This window comes from Curtobacterium sp. A7_M15 (assembly GCF_030705415.1).
In the GTDB taxonomy this organism is placed as follows: domain Bacteria; phylum Actinomycetota; class Actinomycetes; order Actinomycetales; family Microbacteriaceae; genus Curtobacterium.
In genome coordinates this window covers 1-18,360 of record NZ_JAUZED010000023.1, presented here as the reverse complement: position 1 = coordinate 18,360, position 18,360 = coordinate 1, and the positions used below count along the sequence as shown (strand labels likewise).

The following is an 18,360-nucleotide window of genomic DNA, read 5'->3' as shown; positions in this document are numbered from 1 at the left end:
CCGCTGTGGTCGTCGCGCCCCGGAGAGACGGGGCGCGACGACCGTCCGGGGGCGCAGTACTCCGCGTCAGCGACCCTGCGTCGCTCCCGACCACACGGCGAACACCCCGCCGACGAGGAGCAGGACGAGCAGCAGGATCCACACCGCCAGCGCGACGAGGTTCAGGAGGATGCCCCACCCGGCGCGTCCGCGGGCGAACGGCTCCCGGCTCCGCGAGGCGATCCCGAGGCACAGCCCGACGATCGGCGCGACGAACGTCCATCCGGCGAGCAAGGAGCAGACGCCGAGGACGAGGCTCGCCGTGCCGAGGCCGGTGCGGGGGGATTCCGGGGAGGTGACCATGCACCCGACGGTACGGGTCCGTGGGAGGCACGTCGTCCCTCCCGGGCCTGATCCGGGTCCACCTGCGGACGGATGGTCACCGGACGCCGGTATCGTCGACTGCATGGCCCTGTTCGGACGACGCAGCAAGCACGACGTGCGCGACCGGCCCGTCAGTCAGGTCGAACTGAAGCGCGCCGTCGACGAGGGCTTCCTCATCGCGAAGGCCGCGGTCACGATCGCCGTCGCCAACCGGGTCATCACGAACGCCCTGCGCGACGAGGGCTACTTCGACCATGCCGTGATCGCCGACGCCACGCGCGAGGAACTCCACCGCATGGCCGAGGAACAGCGCGGCGACGCCGCCCGGATGCGCGAGATCCGCTCGAGGTCGAGCAAGCAGAAGGGCCGCTCGCGGCACCAGCACGACTACCGCCGCGGTGACGACCTCAAGCTCCGCACGCGCGAAGCGACGTACGAGCAGCTCGCCACCATGCTCGACAAGCGACGGGACGACAAGGGCTTCGTCGACGGCATCGTCCTCGCCGCTCGTGCCCGCGCCTGGGACGACATCGGCACGACCGTCGTCGGGCGGCTCGGGTGGGCACAGCGCCCCGCGGACGACTACGAGGTCGGGCGCGACGACCGGCTCCAGCAGATGCTCGACGAGGACTTCGCGGCGCTCCTCGCGGAGCACCCGGTGGGGACGTCCCCGGTCGACGCCGACGAGCCCGACGCGGCGGACGCGGGCGACGACGGGTCGGACCCCGCCGACCCGGACGCCGCGCGCGTCTGACCTCCCCGGCTGCCAGGACGGCAGAGCGTCCGACACGTTCCCGGGTCCTGTCGCCGAGCGGGTCCATCGTTCCCGCGCGCTCGGCCGGATGCGTCGAGTCCGTCGGTGCGTCGACCGTTCTGGTTCGCGATTCCCGGGGTTCGTGAACCGGAACGGTCAGCGGCGGAACCGGGAACGGCCCTGGACCGCGCCCGACGACGGACCGGAGGCGTGGGGCGGCACCGAACCGCGCCTCCGGTCCGCAGCGGACCGTCCCGACCGAGACTGCGCGCAGCAGCGGGACCCTAGGCTCGGGTGCATGGTGGATGCGGTGGTCGTCGGAGCCGGACCGAACGGACTCGCGGCGGCGGTGACGCTCGCGCGAGCGGGGCTGTCGGTCGAGGTCGTCGAGCGCGGTGACACCATCGGCGGTGGCGCCCGGACCGCCGAACTCACGCTGCCCGGGTTCCTGCACGACGTGTGCTCCGCCGTGCACCCGATGGCGTTGCAGTCCGAGTTCTTCCGACGGTTCCGCCTCGAGGACCGCATCGAACTCCGCCTCCCCGAGGTCCAGTACGGGCACCCGCTCGACGGCGGCCGTGCGGGCATCGCGTACCGGGACCTCGCACGCACCGCGGAGTCGCTCGGCATCGACGGTCCGGCGTTCCGGCAGCTCATGGCACCCCTGTCCGGCAGCGCCGACCAGGTCGCCGACTTCGCGACCGACGCGCTGTTGCACGTCCCGCGACACCCGGTGAGCGTCCTCCGGTTCGGACTGCGCGCACTGGAACAGGGCACGGGCGCATGGAACCTGCGCTTCCGCGACGAGGTCGCGCCCGCCATGGTCTCCGGGGTCGCAGCCCACTCGATCCAGCACATGCCCTCGCTCGCGACGGCCGCCGCCGCGCTGTCCCTCGGCGCCTACGCCCACGCGCGGGGCTGGCCCGTCCCGATCGGTGGCAGCCAGGCGATGGTCGACGCGCTCGCCGCCGACCTCGTCGCGCACGGTGGCCGCATCGAGACCGGTCGCGAGGTCCGCTCGCTCGCCGACCTCACGCCGGCCAAGGCGGTGCTCTTCGACACGAGCGTCCCCGGCATGCTGCGGATCGCGGGGAAGCAGATCCCGACGCCGCGACGCGGAGCGCTCCGGCGCTTCCGCTTCGGCAACGCCGCCGCGAAGGTCGACTTCGCGCTCTCCGACCCGGTCCCGTGGACGAACGAGGCGCTGCGCCGAGCCGGCACGGTGCACATCGGCGGGACCCGTTCCGAGATCGCTGCCGCCGAGGGCGCGGTCGCACGCGGACGGCACGCCGAGCGACCGTACGTGCTGGGGTCGGAGCCCACCGTGGTCGACCCGAGCCGCGCGCCGAGGGGCAAGCACGTCTTCTGGGCCTACGCGCACGTCCCCGCAGGGTCCGACGTGGACCAGACCGAGGCCATCACCCGGCAGATCGAGCGCTTCGCACCCGGGTTCCGCGACACGATCCTGCAGTCGAGCAGCCGCACCGCAGCCGAGATGGCCGCGTACAACCCGAACTACGTGGGCGGAGACATCGCCGCGGGCGCTGCGAGCTTCTGGCAGCTCGTCAAACGCCCGGTGCTGTCGTCCGATCCGTGGCGGATGGGCGGCGGCATGTACCTCTGTTCCGAGGCGTCCGCCCCGGGCCCCGGTGTGCACGGCATGGCCGGCTGGCACGCAGCCCGGAGCGCCCTGCGGCACACCTTCGGGCTCCCCGAGCACGTCGAACTCTCACCGGAGGACTGATCATGGCGAAGAACGTCCGCATCCTGCACTGCCGCCCGGAGGACGTCTTCGACGTGCTCGCGGACGGTTGGCTCTTCACGACATGGGTCGTCGGCGCCTCGCGGATGCGCGGGCAGGACCCCGGATGGCCCGCGGTCGGGACCCGCCTGCACCACTCGTTCGGCGTCTGGCCGTTCGTGATCGACGACGTGACGACGGTCCTCGAGTGGGAGGCCCCACACCGCATGGTGATCCAGCCGAAGGGGTGGCCCATCGGTGAGGCCCGGGTCGAGCTCACCGTCGAGGAGCACCGTCGTGGCTGCAAGGTCACCATCGTGGAGAACGCCGTGGCGGGGCCGGGTTCCTGGGTACCGGACTTCCTGCTGCAGCCGATGATCTGGATCCGCAACCGCGAGACGTTGCGGCGGCTCGGCTGGGTGGCCGCGGGTCGCGCCGCGACGTCCTGAGGGACGGGAGGCGCGGTGCGGGCGTGCACCGCGCCTCCTGTCCGACGCGGTGCGGGTCGGCACCGCCTCCTGTCCGACGCGCGGTCGTGTCGCTACGGCCGGCTGTCGACGAGGGCGACGAAACGGCTGCCGATCCCCTCGACCTCGTGCCGGGTGGAGCCCGCGGCGGGGGCCGGTGCCTGGTAGGGCTCGTGGTAGTCGCACATCAGGTGGTCCCAGTCGGGCCACCACTTCTTCGGGCGAGCCTCTTCCGTGAAGCCGCAGACCACGCACTCGAGGCGGACCCAGACCTTCTTGGTGCCGGTGCGGTTCGCGCGGGACTGCACGAGCCAGGCGGGCGGGTCCTGCTCGATCGCCCTGAGCTCGGTCTCGGTGAGGTGCGAGGGGAGCCCGTGCCGGGTCGCCATCTCGAGCGGGATGTCGAGCCGGACGGCGGCGTCGCGTCGGGAGAGCATCCGATCAGCCTAGGTTCTCCCGCTCCTCGCTGCGACTGAACTCGCTCGCGCGGCGGACCTGGTCGTCGGTCAGCGCGACCCCCGTGTACCGCTCGAACTGTCGCGCGGCCTGCAGTGCGACCACCTCGGCACCGGTGATGACGTGCTTGTCGGCAGCGCGCCCAGCGCGGATCAGCGGCGTCTCGGACGGGAAGGCGACCACGTCGAACACGGTCGTCGCCGCACCGACGCGGTCCTGGTCGAAGGCGAGCGTGTCCTGCTGGTCGCCGCGCATCCCGAGCGGCGTGACGTTCACCAGGACGTCGGTGACGGGTGCGTCCTGCTCGTGCGCGACCCACTCGTACCCGTACTGCGCGGCGAGCGCGGGCCCCGCCTGCTCGTTGCGGGCGACCACGGTGAGGTCGTCGAACCCGGCACCCCGGAACGCCGCGGTGACCGCCTTCGCCATGCCGCCGGAGCCGCGGAGCAGCACGCTCGCTGACGGATCGACGGCGTGCGAGGCGAGCAGCGACGCGACCGCCTCGTAGTCGGTGTTCGACGCCGTGAGGACGCCGTCGTCGTTCACCACGGTGTTGATCGACTCGATCGCGGCGGCCGAATCCTCGATGACGTCGACGAGCGGGATGATCGCTTCCTTGAAGGGCATCGAGACCGAGCAGCCACGGATGCCGAGTGCCCGGATGCCGGTCACCGCGCCGGGGAGGTCGGTCGTGGTGAACGCCTTGTAGACGAACTCCAGCCCGAGTTCGTCGTAGAGGAAGTTGTGGAAGCGGGTGCCGATGTTGCTCGGCCTGGCGGCGAGTGAGATGCAGACCTGCATGTCCTTGTTGAGGATGGGCATGCCGTCAGTCTCCCATGTCGGCGCGGATGGAGCGGTCCACAAGGCGGGCTGTGGATCGATGGTGGGGTTGTCCCCACCAATGATCAGGGTGTCCCCCGGATGTGGCGTCGGGGTCGCGGTCCGTAGCGTCGACCCCATGAACACACTCATCCGCCCCCGCACCGGTCGTCTCCTCGCCGGGGTCTGTGCCGGCATCGCCGACCGGTTCGGCTGGTCCCGCACCTTCGTCCGCATCGCCTGGGTCATCCTGAGCTTCTTCCCCGGGCCGCTCTGGATCGCCTACGTCGTGCTCTGGATCCTCATGCCGAGCCAGGGCTCGCGGCGCTGATCCCCCTCCCGTCCGGACGGGTTAGTGTGGCCGGGTGCCGGTCTCCGTCTTCGATCTGTTCAGCATCGGGATCGGTCCCTCGAGTTCCCACACCGTCGGACCGATGCGAGCGGGACGCGCCTTCGCGTCCCGCCTGACCGGAGCCCCGGTCGCGACGATCGCCGTCGACCTGTACGGCTCGCTGGCCTCGACCGGTCACGGCCACGGGACCCTCGGTGCCGTCGTCGCCGGCCTGATGGGATCGGACCCCGAGACCGTCGATCCGGACGCCGTGACCGCGTCGCTCGCCGAGCTCGAGGAGACCGGCGTGCTCCGGCTCGCGGGCGGGACGAGCGTGCCGTTCCGGCTCGCCGACATCGTGCTCCACCCGCTGACCATGCTGCCCCGGCACCCGAACGCGATGCGGTTGCGCGCCGCTGACGTGTCCGGGACGACCATCGCCGAGGAGACGTACTACTCGATCGGCGGGGGTTTCATCACGAACGACTCCGAGGGGGAGGTCGCCGAGGCTGCGATCCCGGTCGACGACGCCGTGCCGTACCCGTTCTCGAGCGGCGCCGAGCTCCTCGCCGCCTGCGCATCGAGCGGTCTGCCGGTCAGCGGGGTCGCACTCGCCAACGAGACCGCCACGCGGAGCGCCGACGACGTGCGCGCGGGCCTCCTGCGCATCCACGACGTCATGGAGTCCTGCGTCGAACGGTCCGTCGGACGCTCCGGCACGCTCCCGGGCGGGCTCACCGTGCGACGCCGAGCCGCGAACTGGTTCGAGCAGCTCACCGCCGACGACCCCGCGCACGACCCCCTCTTCGCGATGGAGTGGGTGAACCTCACGGCGATGGCCGTCAACGAGGAGAACGCCACCGGCGGGCGCGTCGTCACGGCGCCGACGAACGGCGCCGCCGGCATCATCCCTGCCGTCCTGTACTACGCACTGACCTACGTCCCGACGGTCACGGCCGCGAACCGAGACGACACCGTGGTGCGCTTCCTGCTCACCGCGGGCGCGGTCGGCTCGATCTACAAGGAGCGGGCGTCGATCTCCGGGGCCGAGGTCGGATGCCAGGGTGAGGTGGGTTCGGCTGCGTCGATGGCAGCAGCCGGGCTCGCCGAGGTGCTCGGCGGGACCCCCGAGCAGGTCGAGAACGCCGCCGAGATCGCCATGGAGCACAACCTCGGGCTCACCTGCGACCCGATCGGTGGACTCGTCCAGATCCCGTGCATCGAGCGGAACGCCATCGCGGCGAACAAGGCGATCAACGCCGCACGCATGGCGCTCCGGGGCGACGGCGTGCACCACGTGTCGCTCGACCAGGTCGTCGAGACGATGCGGCAGACCGGCGCCGACATGTCCACGAAGTACAAGGAGACCGCGATGGGCGGTCTCGCGGTGAACGTCCCGCTCTGCTGACCCCGGTCAGCCGTGGAGCAGCGTCAGCAGCCGGGCCGACTCGGTCGCGATGGCGTCACGACCTGCGGACACGTACTTGCGCGGATCGACCACGTCGGGACCGTCGTCGAGCACTGCTCGCAGGGCCCTGGTGAAGAGACCGTTCAGGTGCGTGGAGATGTTGATCTTCGTCATGCCTGCCCGGACCGCAGCCTGCAGCTCGTCGTCCGACAGGCCCGAGGACCCGTGCAGGACGAGCGGGACCGGCACCGCAGCACGGAGCTCCTCGACCAGCGCCCGGTCCACCGATGCCTCGCGGGTCTGCATCGCGTGGGACGTCCCGACCGCGACCGCCAGCGCGTCGACGCCGGTGTCCGCGACGAAGGCAGCAGCGTCCTGCGGATCGGTGCGCACTCCGGGAGCGTGCACGCCGTCCTTGCCGCCCACCTCGCCGAGCTCGGCCTCGATCGCGACCCCGGCGTCGTGGCACCGGACTGCCAGGCGACGGGTGGCGTCCACGTTCGCGGCGAACTCGAGGTGCGATCCGTCGTACATGATCGAGTCCACCCCGAGGTCGATGCCGGCGAACACCAGCTCGGGGTCCTCGATGTGGTCGAGGTGTACGAGGACCTCGACGTCCGCCGCGCGTGCGATCGCCGCGGTCGCCGTCGTGATCGGAGCGAGGCCACCGTGGTAGCGGACGCAGTTCTCGCTGATCTGCAGGACCACGGGGAGCCCCGCTCGCTCGGCGCCGGCAACGATCGCCTCGGCGTGTTCGAGCAGGACCACGTTGAACGCCCCGACACCGCGGTGTGCGCTCCGTGCGGCGTCGAGCAGTCCGGTGAGGGCGAGGTCGGTGATCATGCGGGGCTCCAGGTCGGATCGGAGGCGTGTGCGCCGGACGGGGTGCGGACGCCGTCCGCGAGGAAGCCATCGACCGCGTCGGGGTCCACCTCGCCCGCGACCGGGCGCAGGACGGCGGCGGCGCCGAAGGCGGCAGCGGATCGGAGCGCGGCGTGGTCGACGCGGGGCACGGACGAGGCGGTCGTCGGGTTCGTCGCGCCGTCGGACGACGCGCGCACCAGCGCCGCGAGGAGCCCGGCGGTGGCCGCGTCGCCGGCGCCGGTCGGGTTGCCGGAGACGCCCGGGACCGCGCGGACCTCGACGACGTCCGTGCGCGTGTGTGCCGCCAGGCCGTCTGCACCGCGGGACACGACGACGACTCCTGCGCCGCGGTCGAGCAGATCCAGGGCGCCGCTCCGTTCGTCCACGGCGCCGGTCGCCTCGAGGAGCTCGTCGCGGTTGGGCTTGCAGATCGTCGCGCCGGCGTCGGCAGCCGCGAGGAGGGCGTCACCCGCGCAGTCGACGAGGCTCGGGACCCCTCGCGCCCGAGCAGCGGTCACCCAGTCGGCGACGACACCGGGGTCGGTGCCGTGCGGCAACGAGCCCGAGACGACGAGGAAGCCGGTACCGCCGTCGAGCTGCTGACCGACCACGTCGGTGACCGCGGCCCACTCGTCGGCCGTCACCGCGGGTCCGGGTTCGCCGAACATCGTCGGGTGCTCGACGTCGTCGACGACGGTCACCGTGGTGCGGGTCTCCCCCGTCACGGCGACGTCGACGTGCGCGAGGCCGAGGGCGTCGAGGCCGTCGGCGATCCACCGACCGGCAGCTCCGCCGAGGGGAAGGACCGCTCGGGACGGGATCCCGACGGCATCGAGCACCCGTCCGACGTTCAGGCCCTTGCCACCCGGGCGCCGAGCGACGTCCAGGACGCGCTGGGTCGTCCCGACGCGCTGTCCGGCGACGCGGTACGTCACGTCCACCGCGGGGTTCGGCGTCACGACGAGGATCACCGGGCCACCGCCGGGATCGTGCGCAGGTCGAGCACACGCCACGGGGCGGACTGCGCGCCGTGGCTGGAGACCGCGGTCCCCGGAGCCTCGTCGATCACGACCACGTCGGCCGGAGCGCCGACCGTGAGCGGCGCCGGCAGACCGAGCACGCGTGCCGGCCGGGTCGAGGTCGCCGCGACGACCGCGGGCAGCGGGGTCCCGCCGTCGAGGAGACGTCGGGCGCCGTCCTGCACGGTGATCGTGCTCCCGGCGAGTGAGGACCCGTCGGCGAGCAGCGCGACGCCGTCGCGCACCGACACCGCCGAACCCGCGATCACGCGCTCACCGTCGCCGCAACCCGTGGCGGCCATCGCGTCCGACACGAGCACCAGACGGTCCGGCGCGGCTCGCTGCACGAGTTCGACCGTCGAGGGATCGAGGTGGTGCCCGTCGACGATGCACTCGACGAGGACACGGTCGTCGGTCAGCGCGACGCCGACCGGCCCGGGCCGGCGGTGGTGCAGTGGGGGCATGCCGTTGAACAGGTGCGTGACGAGGGCGGCACCCTCGTCGATCGCTGCGCGTACCTCGTCGGCGGAGGCATCGGTGTGACCGATCGCGACGACGACCCCCGCATCGACGAGGTGACGGACGGCGTCCGTCGCTCCGGGGAGCTCCGGTGCGAGCGTGACGATCCGGAGTGCGCCGTCGGCCGCCGTGAGGAAGGCGTCCAGCTCCGCCGGGTCCGGTGCGTGCAGGAGGTCGGCCCGGTGGGCGCCGCGACGCGCGGGTGACAGCCACGGTCCCTCGAGGTGGAGCCCGGCGAGTGTGCCCGCGGTCACGAGTCCGCTGAGGCGCCGGAGTGCTGCGATCGTCTCGGGCACCGGGCCCGTGGCGACGGACGCGACGAGCGACGTGGTCCCGCGGGCGTGGTGGTGGCCCGCGGCGCGTGCCGCACCGTCCACCGAGGCTGTGGCGAAGTCGTGGCCGAGCGCGCCGTGGGCGTGCAGGTCGACCGCGCCCGGCAGCACCGTGCCCTCGATCGTGACCGCCGTCTCGGTCCGCGGGGGCGTTCCGGATCCGCTGCCGATGACCGTGCCGGCGTCGTCGACCGCCAACCAACCGTCGTGGAGGTCGTCCGTCGCGGTCAGGATCCGCCGTGCACGCAGCAGGGTGCTCATGCGTGCACCTCGGTCCGGGCGGCCGCGCGCGCAAGCAGGCCGGCGCCGATGGCGCCGGCGGCATCCCCGTGCCGCGCCCGCTCGAGGGCCGGGACGCGCAGCCCCGGGAGACGATCGACGAGCGCCGCCCGGAGCGGATCGAGGAGCAGCGGACCGGACTCGGCCAGTCCCCCGCCGACGATGATCGTGTGGCATCCGGCGACCGTCGTGGTCCACGCCAGCGCGTCGGCGAGCACGTCGATGCACTCCTGCCAGACCCTCGTCGCAACGGCGTCCCCGGCACGGACGCGCAGCATCGCCTCGTGCGCCGTAGCGGTGCCCGAACGACGGGCGACTCCCCCGGCGGACGCGATCTCCTCGACCCGGCGCCCTGCGTGCGGCCCGGTGGGGATCCGGACCTGGCCGATCTCCCCTGCCCACCCGCCGCCCCCGACGACGACGCCGTCGACGACGAGTGCGCTCGCGAGTCCGGTGCCGACGGGGACGAAGGCGACCGATCCGCGCGCGAGCGACGGCGCCGTTCCGGTGGTCTCCGCGAGGGCCCCGGCACGCACGTCGTGCCCGAACGCCAGCGGGAGGTCGATCCCCCGGCTGGCGAGCTCGGCTCGGACGCGGTCCCGCACGGGGACGTCCCGCCACCCGAGGTTCACCGCGAGCAGGACGGTGCCCGTTCGGTCGTCCACGACGCCGGGTGTCACGAGGCCGACCGCGTCGAGGTCGGCGCGCCGCAGGGCCCGTTCGGTGAGGTCCGCGACGACGACGGCGAGGGATGTCGCATCGGCGTCGCCTCGCGGCGTCGGCACGCGGGTCTCGTCGAGGACGAGTCCGTCGGCACCGGTCAGTCGGGCCTTGATGCCCGTGCCGCCGACGTCGACCCCGAGCACCGCGCCTGCGGGGCCCATCAGGTGAGGATGACCGAACGCGTGAGCGAACGCGGGTTGTCGGGGTCGAGACCGCGCCCTTCGGCGAGGGCGACCGCGAACCGGTGCACCACGACGAGCCCCGCGATCGGGTCGAGGTCGTGCTGGACGAAGCGGGCGCCGGTCACTGCGACCTCGTCCGCGAGTCCCTCGGGCGCAGTGCCCAGCGACCAGACGAGACGGCCCGGTTGGGCGATCGCGATCGGACCGTGCCGGTAGTCCATGGCGGGGTAGGACTCGGCCCAGAACTGCGCTGCCTCTCGCGTCTTCAGCGCGGCCTCGAACGTGAGACCGACCGCCGGGCCCCGACCGACGAACGTCACCTGCTCCGCATCGAGGAGCTCGTCGATCGGGAGGGCGAGCGCGGTCTCGGCCTGGGTGGCGAGGGCGTCCACGTCGTCACCGATCGACGCTCGCAGGAGCGCGAGCGTCGTGGTCGCGAAGCGCGTCTGCACCACCGAGCGCTCGTCGGCGAAGGGCAGTGCGACGACGGCGTCGGCGACCGCTGCAGCCGGGCTGTCCGGGACCGCGGTGACGAGGACGGTGCGTCGACCACGCAGGGCCTGCAGCAGGTCCACGATCTCGGTCGTCGTCCCGGACCGGCTGATGGTCACGACACGGTCGTAGTCACGCCCGATCGGGTACTCGGAGCCGGCGAAGGCATCGGTCACGCCCAGGCCGGCCTGCTCGCGCGCGACGGCGTAGCTCATCGCGATGAACCAACTCGTCCCGCAGCCGACCACGGCCACGCGCTCCCCGGGCTGGGGGAGGGAGGCCTCGAACGACGGCAGGAGCGCGGCGGCAGCGCGCCACGTCTCTGGCTGCGACGTCAGTTCTGCGCTCACGAAGGTGTCGGTCATGGGTGCCTTCCGGTCCGGCTCGATCCCGGTGATCGATAATGAGGAAGCGTAGCGAGCGATCGTGCGCGACGGAAGAGCAAAGCATCAATTCCGATCACGACGTGCGCACAGCGACGCCATAGGATGGCCGTCATGACCCCTCAACAGCGGCTCAACGCCCTGCTCGAACTGGTGAGCGAACGCGGCAACGTGTCGATCGCCGAGATCGGGGAGCTGCTCGGGATCTCGGCCGCGACGGCACGCCGCGACCTCGCGACGCTGGCGGACCAACGCCTGGTCACCCGCACCCACGGCGGCGCCGCGGCGCTCGGTGCCGGCTACGAACTCCCGCTGCAGTACAAGATCGCCCGTCAGGCCGAGGCGAAGACCGCGATCGCGCGCGCCGCCTCCCGGCTGGTGCAGCCGGGCGACACCGTCGGGTTGAACGGCGGGACGACCACCACCGAGGTCGCCCGCGAGCTCGGCAAGAGCGAGCGCTTCACGCGGGCGGACGGCGAGTACGGCGTGACCATCGTCACGAATGCGCTGAACATCGGGTACGAGCTCTCCGTCCGCGCCAACGTCAAGATCGTGGTCACGGGTGGCGTCGCCCGTCGGCAGTCGTACGAACTCGTGGGACCGCTCGTCCGCGACACCCTCGACGAGTTCGCCCTCGACGTGGTGGTGCTCGGCGTCGACGGTCTGAGCGGCCAGTACGGCGCCACGACCATGCACGAGGGTGAGGCGGAGGTCAGCCGACACTTCGCCTCCGTCGGACGCCGGGTGATCGTGGTCGCCGACTCCACGAAGATCGAGCGGTCGACCTTCGCCCGGATCTGCCCGCTCGACCGGATCGACACGCTCGTCACCGACCAGCCCGTCCCGCCGTCGTTCGCCGCGGAACTCGCCGGTGCCGGCGTGGAGCTCGTCGTCGCCGACTGACCGGACGAAGCACCGGGGTACTTCCCGGAGTCAGCCTGTGGACGACGTTTCGATCGTGTAAAACCCTCCACACCCGCCCCATGAGCGCTCGCTGAGCGCCTATTGTGCATTCATGATCGATTCGGCATCATGGGCGTCACAATCACGCAAGGGAGCGAGATGAGCATGGGTGACGCGTTCACAGGACGACCGCTGCGGGTCGGCATCGTCGGCATGGGACAGCGAGCGGCGATCGCCCGCCACGTGGCTGAGGCGGCTGCCGCCGCTCCCGACCTGGAGGCGCGGGTCGTCGCCGTCGCGGAGGTCACCGAGCAGGGGCGCGAGCGGGCACGGGCCGAGTACCCCGACGCCCTGGTCGTCGAGCACCACGGCGAACTCGTCGGAGTCGTCGACGCCGCGATCGTCACCACCCCCGACTGGACGCACGCCGCGATCGCGATCGACCTGCTCCGCGCCGGTGTGGCGGTCTACCTCGAGAAGCCCCTGGCCATCACGGTCGAGGACGCCGATGCCGTCCTCGACACCGCGGCGCAGACCGGCACCCCGCTGTACGTCGGACACAACTTCCGCCACGCCGCGGTGGTGCGGCTCATGCGCGAGATCGTCGACCGCGGGGAGATCGGCCAGGTGAAGGCCGTCTGGTGTCGCCACTTCGTCGGCAACGGCGGTGACTACTACTTCAAGGACTGGCACGCTGACCGGACGAAGGTGAACTCCCTGCTCCTGCAGAAGGCCAGCCACGACCTCGACGTCATCCACGCGCTCGGCGGCGGGGACACGGCGAGGGTCGTCGGCATGGGGTCGCTCTCGGTCTACGGCGACGTCTCCGACCGACGCGACCGCAGCGGTGAACTCATGGGGGACTGGTTCTCCCTCGACAACTGGCCGCCCCTCCAGCAGACTGGCCTGAACCCCGTCGTCGACGTCGAGGACGTCTCGATGGTGATGATGACCCTCGACAACGGCGTGCAGGCGAGCTACGAGCAGTGCCACTTCACCCCGGACTACTGGCGCAACTACACGGTGATCGGCACCGAGGGGCGGCTCGAGAACATCGGGGACACCGGCGGGGGCGTCGTGAAGGTCTGGAACCACCGACGCGGCTGGGACGTCGCGGGGGACCGCGAGTACCCGATCGACGGGGTGGCTGCCGGCCATGCCGATGCCGATCTCCTCACGATGACCGAGTTCCTCCGACACGTCGCGCTGGGGGAGCCGACGACCCTCTCGCCGATCGCGGCCCGTGCCGCCGTCGCAGCGGGGGCGCTCGCCACCCGGTCGCTCCGGAACGGCTCCGTCCCCATCGACGTCCCGCCGCTCGCGGCCGCGACGATCGCCCACTTCACCGACCCCACCCCGGCCGTCACCCGCTGACGGACTCGCGAAAGGACACCCGATGCACGCACCCACCTCTGCCAAGGGCCGTGGCCGTCGCCGCGCGCTCCTCGGCGCCGTCGCCGCGATCGGCGCCGCCGTGCTCCTCGCCGGCTGCAGCACGTCCTCCGGTGCCTCCAGCGCCGGCGGCGACTACGAGAAGGCCGCCAAGGACACCAAGGCGACCCTGACGTACGCCGTGTGGGACGAGAACCAGGTCAAGGCCATCAAGGCGAACCTCGAAGGCTTCAACGAGGAGTACCCGGACATCAAGGTCAACGTGGACGTGACCCCGTTCGCGAGCTACTGGACGAAGCTGCAGACGCAGGGTTCGAGCGACACGCTGCCCGACGTGTTCTGGATGAACGGCCCGAACTTCCAGCTCTACGCGGCGAACGGCAAGCTCGCCCCGATCACCGGCGAGGTCGAGGCCGGCGCGATCGACCCCGCGAAGTACTCGTCCGCCCTCAACGACCTGTACACGTACGACAAGACCCAGTACGGCGTCCCGAAGGACTTCGACACCATCGGCGTCTGGATGAACAAGGCGCTGTTCGAGAAGGCCGGCGTCGCCATGCCCTCGAAGGACTGGACCTGGGACGACTTCCAGAAGACCGGCGCCGAGCTCTCCGAGAAGCTCAAGGCCGACGGCGCGTACGGCGCGGCCGGTGGCATGGACGGCCAGACGACCTACTACGACACGATCTTCCAGGCAGGCGGGAACGTGATCGACGCGGACGGCACGAAGTCCGAGTACGACACCTCGGCTGCCGAGGCCGGGTTGCAGTTCTGGACCGACCTCATCCGATCGGGCGCGTCTCCGTCGATCAAGCAGCTCACCGACACCACGGCCGACCAGTGGTTCACGTCCGGCAAGCTCGCGATGTACCAGGGCGGCAGCTGGTTCCGCTCGGCCCTGACCGGCACCGACCTCGAGAAGGACGTCGTCGTGTACCCGCTCCCGAAGGGCAAGGAGCAGGCGACGGTCATCCACGGGGTCTCCAACGTCGTGTCCGCGAACACGAAGAACAAGGCGGCGGCACAGGCGCTGCAGGTCTACCTCGCGAGCAAGCAGGCCCAGCAGCAACAGGGCGACATGGGCGCGGTCATCCCGGCGTACGAGGGCACGCAGAGCGCCTTCACGAAGACGATGCCGGACGCCGACCTGCAGGTCTTCCTCGACGCGGTGGCCTACGCCAAGCCGCTCCCGGTCTCGAAGAACACGGCGGCGTGGAACACCCTCGAGACGAACCTGCTGCCGAGTGCCTTCGACGGGTCGACCCCGGTCGATGACGTAGCGAAGCAGCTCGCGCAGAAGATGGACGCCGCCCTCACCAAGGAACAGTGAGTCCGACATCGTGACGATCCACACCGAGCGACACCCGACCTCGGACACCCCGGCCCGGACGCAGCGCGCGTCCGGGCCCGGGGCCCCGGGTGCCCGGCGTCCGTCCGACGGCACGGCCCGACCTCCTGCGCGCCGGACGGACGGGTTCTGGCCGTGGCTCTTCGTCCTCCCGTTGCTCGTCGGCGTCGGGACGTTCTACATCTGGCCGATCATCCAGACGTTCTGGTACTCCTTCACCACGTGGGGCGTGTTCGGCGGGGCGACCTTCTCCGGCATCGCGAACTACGCGCGGCTGGTCTCCGATCCGCAGCTGTACCAGTCGCTGCTCAACACGGTGATCTACACGGTGATCGTCCTGCTCGGCATCCCCGTGGCGGTCTGGCTCGCCAGTCTGCTCAACACGCCGGGACTGCGGTTCGCGCAGTTCTACCGCGTGCTCTTCTTCCTGCCCTACGTCGCGATGCCGGCCGCCATCGCCCTCGTCTGGCGGATCATGTTCAACGGCGACTACGGCATCGTGAACTGGTTCCTCGGGCGGTTCGGGATCGACGGCCCCTACTGGATCTCGACACCGGGCTTCGCGCTCGTCGCGGTCAGCCTCGTCGGGCTGTGGTCGTCGCTCGGGTTCTCGATGATCATCCTGGGCGCCGGCCTGAAGGACATCCCGCCCGAGCTGTACGAGGCCGCCGAGCTCGACGGGGCCTCGCGGTGGCGACAGTTCCGGTCGGTGACGGTGCCGCTGCTCAGCCCGAGCATCTTCTTCGTGGTCATCGTCACGACGATCTCGAGCTTCCAGCTGTTCGACCTGCTCTACGCGATCCTCGGCAGCACCAACCCGGTGATCCCGAAGACGATGTCGCTCGTCTTCTACTTCTACAGCGCCGGCTTCATCGACAACGACAAGGGCTTCGCGGCTGCCATCGCGATGGTGATCTTCGTCCTCATCGGCATCGTCACGCTCGTGCAGTTCCGGTTCCAGCGGAAGTGGGTCCAGTCATGACCGCCACCGTCACACCGACCCGGACCAGCCGCCGGCCGGGCCGCCGCGGCGGGAGCCACTGGTGGATCCACGTCGTCCTCGGCGTCGGTGGGTTCGTCATGGCGTTCCCGTTCCTGTGGCAGATCATCATGTCCCTGTCGACGAACGCGCAGGTGCAGTCCGTCACACCGACGTTCTGGCCGGGTGAGCTGCAGTGGCAGAACTACGCGCAGGTGTTCGAGCGTCTGCCGTTCCTCAGCCAGCTCGGGACGTCGGTGATGGTCACGATCATCCGCACGCTCGCGCAGATCGTGCTCTGCACCCTCGCCGGGTACGCGTTCGCCCGCATGCGCTTCCGCGGCCGGGCGGTCCTGCTCGCGATCGTCCTGTCGATCCTGCTCGTCCCGTCCCAGGTGTACCTCATTTCCCAGTACCAGATCGTGCAGGGGCTCGGGTGGTTGGACACCCTGATGGGCATCGTCGCACCGGGGCTGTTCAGCGCCTTCGGGACCTTCCTGATGCGGACCGCGTTCCTCAACCTCCCGCCCGAACTGGAGGAGGCTGCGCGCATGGACGGTGCGAACCCGTTCCAGACCTTCTGGCGGATCATGCTGCCGTTGGCACGGCCGTCGATCAGTGTGCTGGCGATCACCACGGTGCTCTGGTCGTGGAACGAACTGCTCTGGCCGCTCGTCGTGTCGACCCGCGCCGAGGACATGCCGCTCGCCGCGGGGCTCGCGACCCTGTCCAGCGACCGGACGATCGACTACCCCGTCCTCATGGCCGCGAGCCTCATGGCCATGGCGCCGGTGCTGATCATGTTCATCGTCCTGCAGCGCCGCGTCATCGACGGTCTGGCATCGTCCGGACTCAAGTGACACCCGACCGGATCGTGCGCGACGGGGTCGAGCTCCTCGCCGCGGCGATCGGAACCGTCCCCGACCCGGGGGAGTTGGCCGCTGCGCTCGAGTCGACCGTCCTCGGCCTGCCCGACAGCGCGATCGTCGACGTCCTCCGCGCCGTCCGACCCCGGACGGCGGCCTGGCTGCGCGACCACGGCGCATCTCCCCAACAGGCTGCGGACAGCGTCGCGGACGTCGACCGCAAGCTCGCGCGGTACGGCCTCCGGGAGACCGGGCTGGACTGGTTCTGCGCCGTCCTCACGGCTCGTGTGGTGGCGGTGGGGCGGCTCCAGTTCGAGGTCGGCGACACGGTAGCCGACGGGTCCGCGGCGTGGGGTGTCCACATCCCCGAGTCGGGCCCGCTCGACGCCCCGGCGTGCGACCGGGCGTTCGCGGACGCGCCTGAGCTCCTGCGTGCCGTCGCACCCGCGTACACGGCGGACCGGTGGCAGTGCCGCTCGTGGATCCTCGACCCGCGGCTCTCCGATGCGCTCGGACCGGACGCCAACCTCGTCCGGTTCGCCCGCCGCTTCGAGCTCGGACCGCCCTCGCCGGACGACGCAGCAGACGGGGACGGAAGCGTCGCGAAGTTCGTCCTCGGCACGACGCTGCTCGGAGCCCGCGCGGCGGTGGCGCGCGGAACGATCCCCTCGGGCCGACTCGCCGCCGCGGTCGCCGCTCGGTGGCGCGCAGGCGAGCACTGGACGGCCCGCACCGGAACGCTCCGGGTCGCGCGGACGACCGCCCGGAGCGCGGTCGACCGGAGCACGATCGCCGGCGGATGACCGACCGGGCAGCCCGACCCGGTGCCAGCACCCCGGGGGTACCGTCCCACCCATGACGAAGACCGACCGCGACCACCTCGACGACGGTGTCGACATGTCCTTCGAGGAACGCCGCCAGGACACCCTCCGACGGATGTCCGGCTCCGACGAGCACGACGCCGCCCCACGGGTCGAGGTGTCCCGCGCCGAGGACGGCGACGTCCGCATCGACGTCGCCGACAGCGCCGCGGTCCGCCCCGGCGACCCCGGAGCGACGGATCCCCGAGAGGACCCCGCGCAGTGATGCGGTGAGCGCGTCACCGGCCTGACGGTGGCACACGGCATGATCGTTCCGTGCACCTCGTCCTCCGCCGCGTCGACGGCGGCGTCCTCGCGACGCCCCTGACCGACGCGGGGACCGCCGACGGAGAGCCGATCCGGGTGGACGAGCCGCGCCTCCCGGCCTTCATCGCGTCCCGGGACGCACCCGACGTGCGCTGGGTGTGGGACGACACCGCGCGCTGGTACCCGTCGGTGCTCGCGGCCGGCGGTCGGGTCGGGCGCTGCATCGACCTGCGCCTGTGTCGACGCATCCTGCGGTCGGCACTCGCCGCGCGGGACACCGCGCTCGCCGCCGCGCCCGAGGACGGGTGGGACGTCGCCCCGCGGGAACCCCGGGTCGGCCGCCCGACGCACGCTCGCCTCTTCGACGACGCGCTCTTCGACGTGTCGCCGCCCGCCGACGAGCTGGACCCGGTGGTCGAGCTGCGCGCGCAGCTCGACGCGGTCCTGGTCGAAGGCGAGCGTGTCCTGCTGGTCGCCGCGCATCCCGAGCGGCGTGACGTTCACCAGGACGTCGGTGACGGGTGCGTCCTGCACGTGCGCGACCCACTCGTACCCGTACTGCGCGGCGCGCGCGGGCCCCGCCTGCTCGTTGCGGGCGACCACGGTGAGGTCG

General features: G+C 71.6%; 20 protein-coding genes and 1 pseudogene. 13 read left to right on the top strand and 8 right to left on the bottom strand.

The features are described from left to right. Positions 1–66: 66 nt before the first annotated feature. Positions 67–342 (bottom strand): hypothetical protein, encoded by a 276-nt coding sequence (locus Q7F20_RS06490; RefSeq protein ID WP_305739301.1) that lies wholly within the window; start codon positions 340–342, stop codon positions 67–69. Between the two features lie 103 nt (positions 343–445). Here Q7F20_RS06490 and Q7F20_RS06485 point away from each other — a divergent pair, with 103 nt between their 5' ends. The 3 genes from Q7F20_RS06485 (at position 446) to Q7F20_RS06475 (ending at position 3,307) form a co-directional block, all read left to right on the top strand. Further along, the gene (locus tag Q7F20_RS06485; RefSeq protein ID WP_305739300.1) at positions 446–1,117 is read left to right on the top strand and encodes a hypothetical protein; all 672 of its coding nucleotides are present in this window, start codon (positions 446–448) and stop codon (positions 1,115–1,117) included. Positions 1,118–1,415: 298 nt separating this feature from the next. Then, entirely contained in the window at positions 1,416–2,861 is a 1,446-nt protein-coding gene (locus Q7F20_RS06480; protein ID WP_305739299.1) for an NAD(P)/FAD-dependent oxidoreductase, read from the top strand. Positions 2,862–2,863: 2 nt separating this feature from the next. After that, entirely contained in the window at positions 2,864–3,307 is a 444-nt protein-coding gene (locus Q7F20_RS06475) for an SRPBCC domain-containing protein (RefSeq protein ID WP_305739298.1), read from the top strand. Positions 3,308–3,399: 92 nt separating this feature from the next. On the opposite strand, the gene Q7F20_RS06470 is transcribed toward Q7F20_RS06475, so the two are convergent. Further along, on the bottom strand, positions 3,400–3,762 hold the full coding sequence (locus Q7F20_RS06470) for a hypothetical protein (protein ID WP_305739297.1): 363 nt from the start codon (positions 3,760–3,762) through the stop codon (positions 3,400–3,402). 4 nt (positions 3,763–3,766) lie between these two features. Further along, a complete protein-coding gene (locus tag Q7F20_RS06465; protein WP_305739296.1) occupies positions 3,767–4,603 on the bottom strand; it encodes a shikimate 5-dehydrogenase in 837 nt (278 codons plus the stop codon). Positions 4,604–4,739: 136 nt separating this feature from the next. Here Q7F20_RS06465 and Q7F20_RS06460 point away from each other — a divergent pair, with 136 nt between their 5' ends. Next, positions 4,740–4,931, top strand: coding sequence for a PspC domain-containing protein (locus Q7F20_RS06460; RefSeq protein WP_305739295.1), 192 nt, complete (start codon positions 4,740–4,742; stop codon positions 4,929–4,931). Positions 4,932–4,965: 34 nt separating this feature from the next. Continuing rightward, positions 4,966–6,339: an L-serine ammonia-lyase gene (locus Q7F20_RS06455; protein WP_305739294.1), complete on the top strand. Its 1,374-nt coding sequence runs from the start codon at positions 4,966–4,968 to the stop codon at positions 6,337–6,339. 6 nt (positions 6,340–6,345) lie between these two features. On the opposite strand, the gene Q7F20_RS06450 is transcribed toward Q7F20_RS06455, so the two are convergent. From Q7F20_RS06450 to Q7F20_RS06430, 5 genes are read right to left on the bottom strand one after another with little or no spacing between them, the layout of a single operon-like run. After that, positions 6,346–7,182, bottom strand: a complete 837-nt coding sequence (locus Q7F20_RS06450) for a class II fructose-bisphosphate aldolase (RefSeq protein ID WP_305739293.1) — start codon at positions 7,180–7,182, stop codon at positions 6,346–6,348. Then, a complete protein-coding gene (locus Q7F20_RS06445) occupies positions 7,179–8,174 on the bottom strand; it encodes a 1-phosphofructokinase family hexose kinase (protein ID WP_305739292.1) in 996 nt (331 codons plus the stop codon). Before Q7F20_RS06445 ends, Q7F20_RS06450 begins: the two co-directional genes overlap by 4 nt. Beyond that, positions 8,171–9,334, bottom strand: coding sequence for an N-acetylglucosamine-6-phosphate deacetylase (gene nagA, locus Q7F20_RS06440; RefSeq protein WP_305739291.1), 1,164 nt, complete (start codon positions 9,332–9,334; stop codon positions 8,171–8,173). The genes Q7F20_RS06445 and nagA overlap by 4 nt, the downstream gene beginning before the upstream one ends. After that, on the bottom strand, positions 9,331–10,236 hold the full coding sequence (locus Q7F20_RS06435; protein WP_305739290.1) for an ROK family protein: 906 nt from the start codon (positions 10,234–10,236) through the stop codon (positions 9,331–9,333). The genes nagA and Q7F20_RS06435 overlap by 4 nt, the downstream gene beginning before the upstream one ends. After that, the gene (locus Q7F20_RS06430; protein ID WP_305739289.1) at positions 10,236–11,114 is read right to left on the bottom strand and encodes an SIS domain-containing protein; all 879 of its coding nucleotides are present in this window, start codon (positions 11,112–11,114) and stop codon (positions 10,236–10,238) included. Before Q7F20_RS06430 ends, Q7F20_RS06435 begins: the two co-directional genes overlap by 1 nt. Positions 11,115–11,246: 132 nt before the next feature. Here Q7F20_RS06430 and Q7F20_RS06425 point away from each other — a divergent pair, with 132 nt between their 5' ends. The 8 genes and pseudogenes from Q7F20_RS06425 to Q7F20_RS06390 form a co-directional block, all read left to right on the top strand. Continuing rightward, the gene (locus Q7F20_RS06425; RefSeq protein ID WP_305739288.1) at positions 11,247–12,035 is read left to right on the top strand and encodes a DeoR/GlpR family DNA-binding transcription regulator; all 789 of its coding nucleotides are present in this window, start codon (positions 11,247–11,249) and stop codon (positions 12,033–12,035) included. Between the two features lie 159 nt (positions 12,036–12,194). Further along, entirely contained in the window at positions 12,195–13,409 is a 1,215-nt protein-coding gene (locus Q7F20_RS06420; protein ID WP_305739287.1) for a Gfo/Idh/MocA family protein, read from the top strand. A 22-nt stretch (positions 13,410–13,431) separates the two neighbouring features. Beyond that, positions 13,432–14,757 (top strand): sugar ABC transporter substrate-binding protein, encoded by a 1,326-nt coding sequence (locus tag Q7F20_RS06415; RefSeq protein ID WP_305739286.1) that lies wholly within the window; start codon positions 13,432–13,434, stop codon positions 14,755–14,757. A gap of 10 nt (positions 14,758–14,767) precedes the next feature. Continuing rightward, positions 14,768–15,757 carry a carbohydrate ABC transporter permease gene (locus tag Q7F20_RS06410; protein WP_305739285.1) on the top strand — a complete coding sequence of 330 codons (990 nt, stop codon included), beginning with the start codon at positions 14,768–14,770 and terminating at the stop codon, positions 15,755–15,757. Then, the gene (locus tag Q7F20_RS06405; RefSeq protein WP_305739284.1) at positions 15,754–16,614 is read left to right on the top strand and encodes a carbohydrate ABC transporter permease; all 861 of its coding nucleotides are present in this window, start codon (positions 15,754–15,756) and stop codon (positions 16,612–16,614) included. The genes Q7F20_RS06410 and Q7F20_RS06405 overlap by 4 nt, the downstream gene beginning before the upstream one ends. Further along, entirely contained in the window at positions 16,611–17,423 is an 813-nt protein-coding gene (locus Q7F20_RS06400; protein ID WP_305739283.1) for a hypothetical protein, read from the top strand. Before Q7F20_RS06405 ends, Q7F20_RS06400 begins: the two co-directional genes overlap by 4 nt. Before the next feature lie 52 nt (positions 17,424–17,475). Further along, positions 17,476–17,706, top strand: coding sequence for a hypothetical protein (locus Q7F20_RS06395; RefSeq protein ID WP_305739282.1), 231 nt, complete (start codon positions 17,476–17,478; stop codon positions 17,704–17,706). A gap of 50 nt (positions 17,707–17,756) precedes the next feature. After that, positions 17,757–18,360 (top strand): annotated as a pseudogene (locus Q7F20_RS06390) (hypothetical protein); the annotation flags it as partial.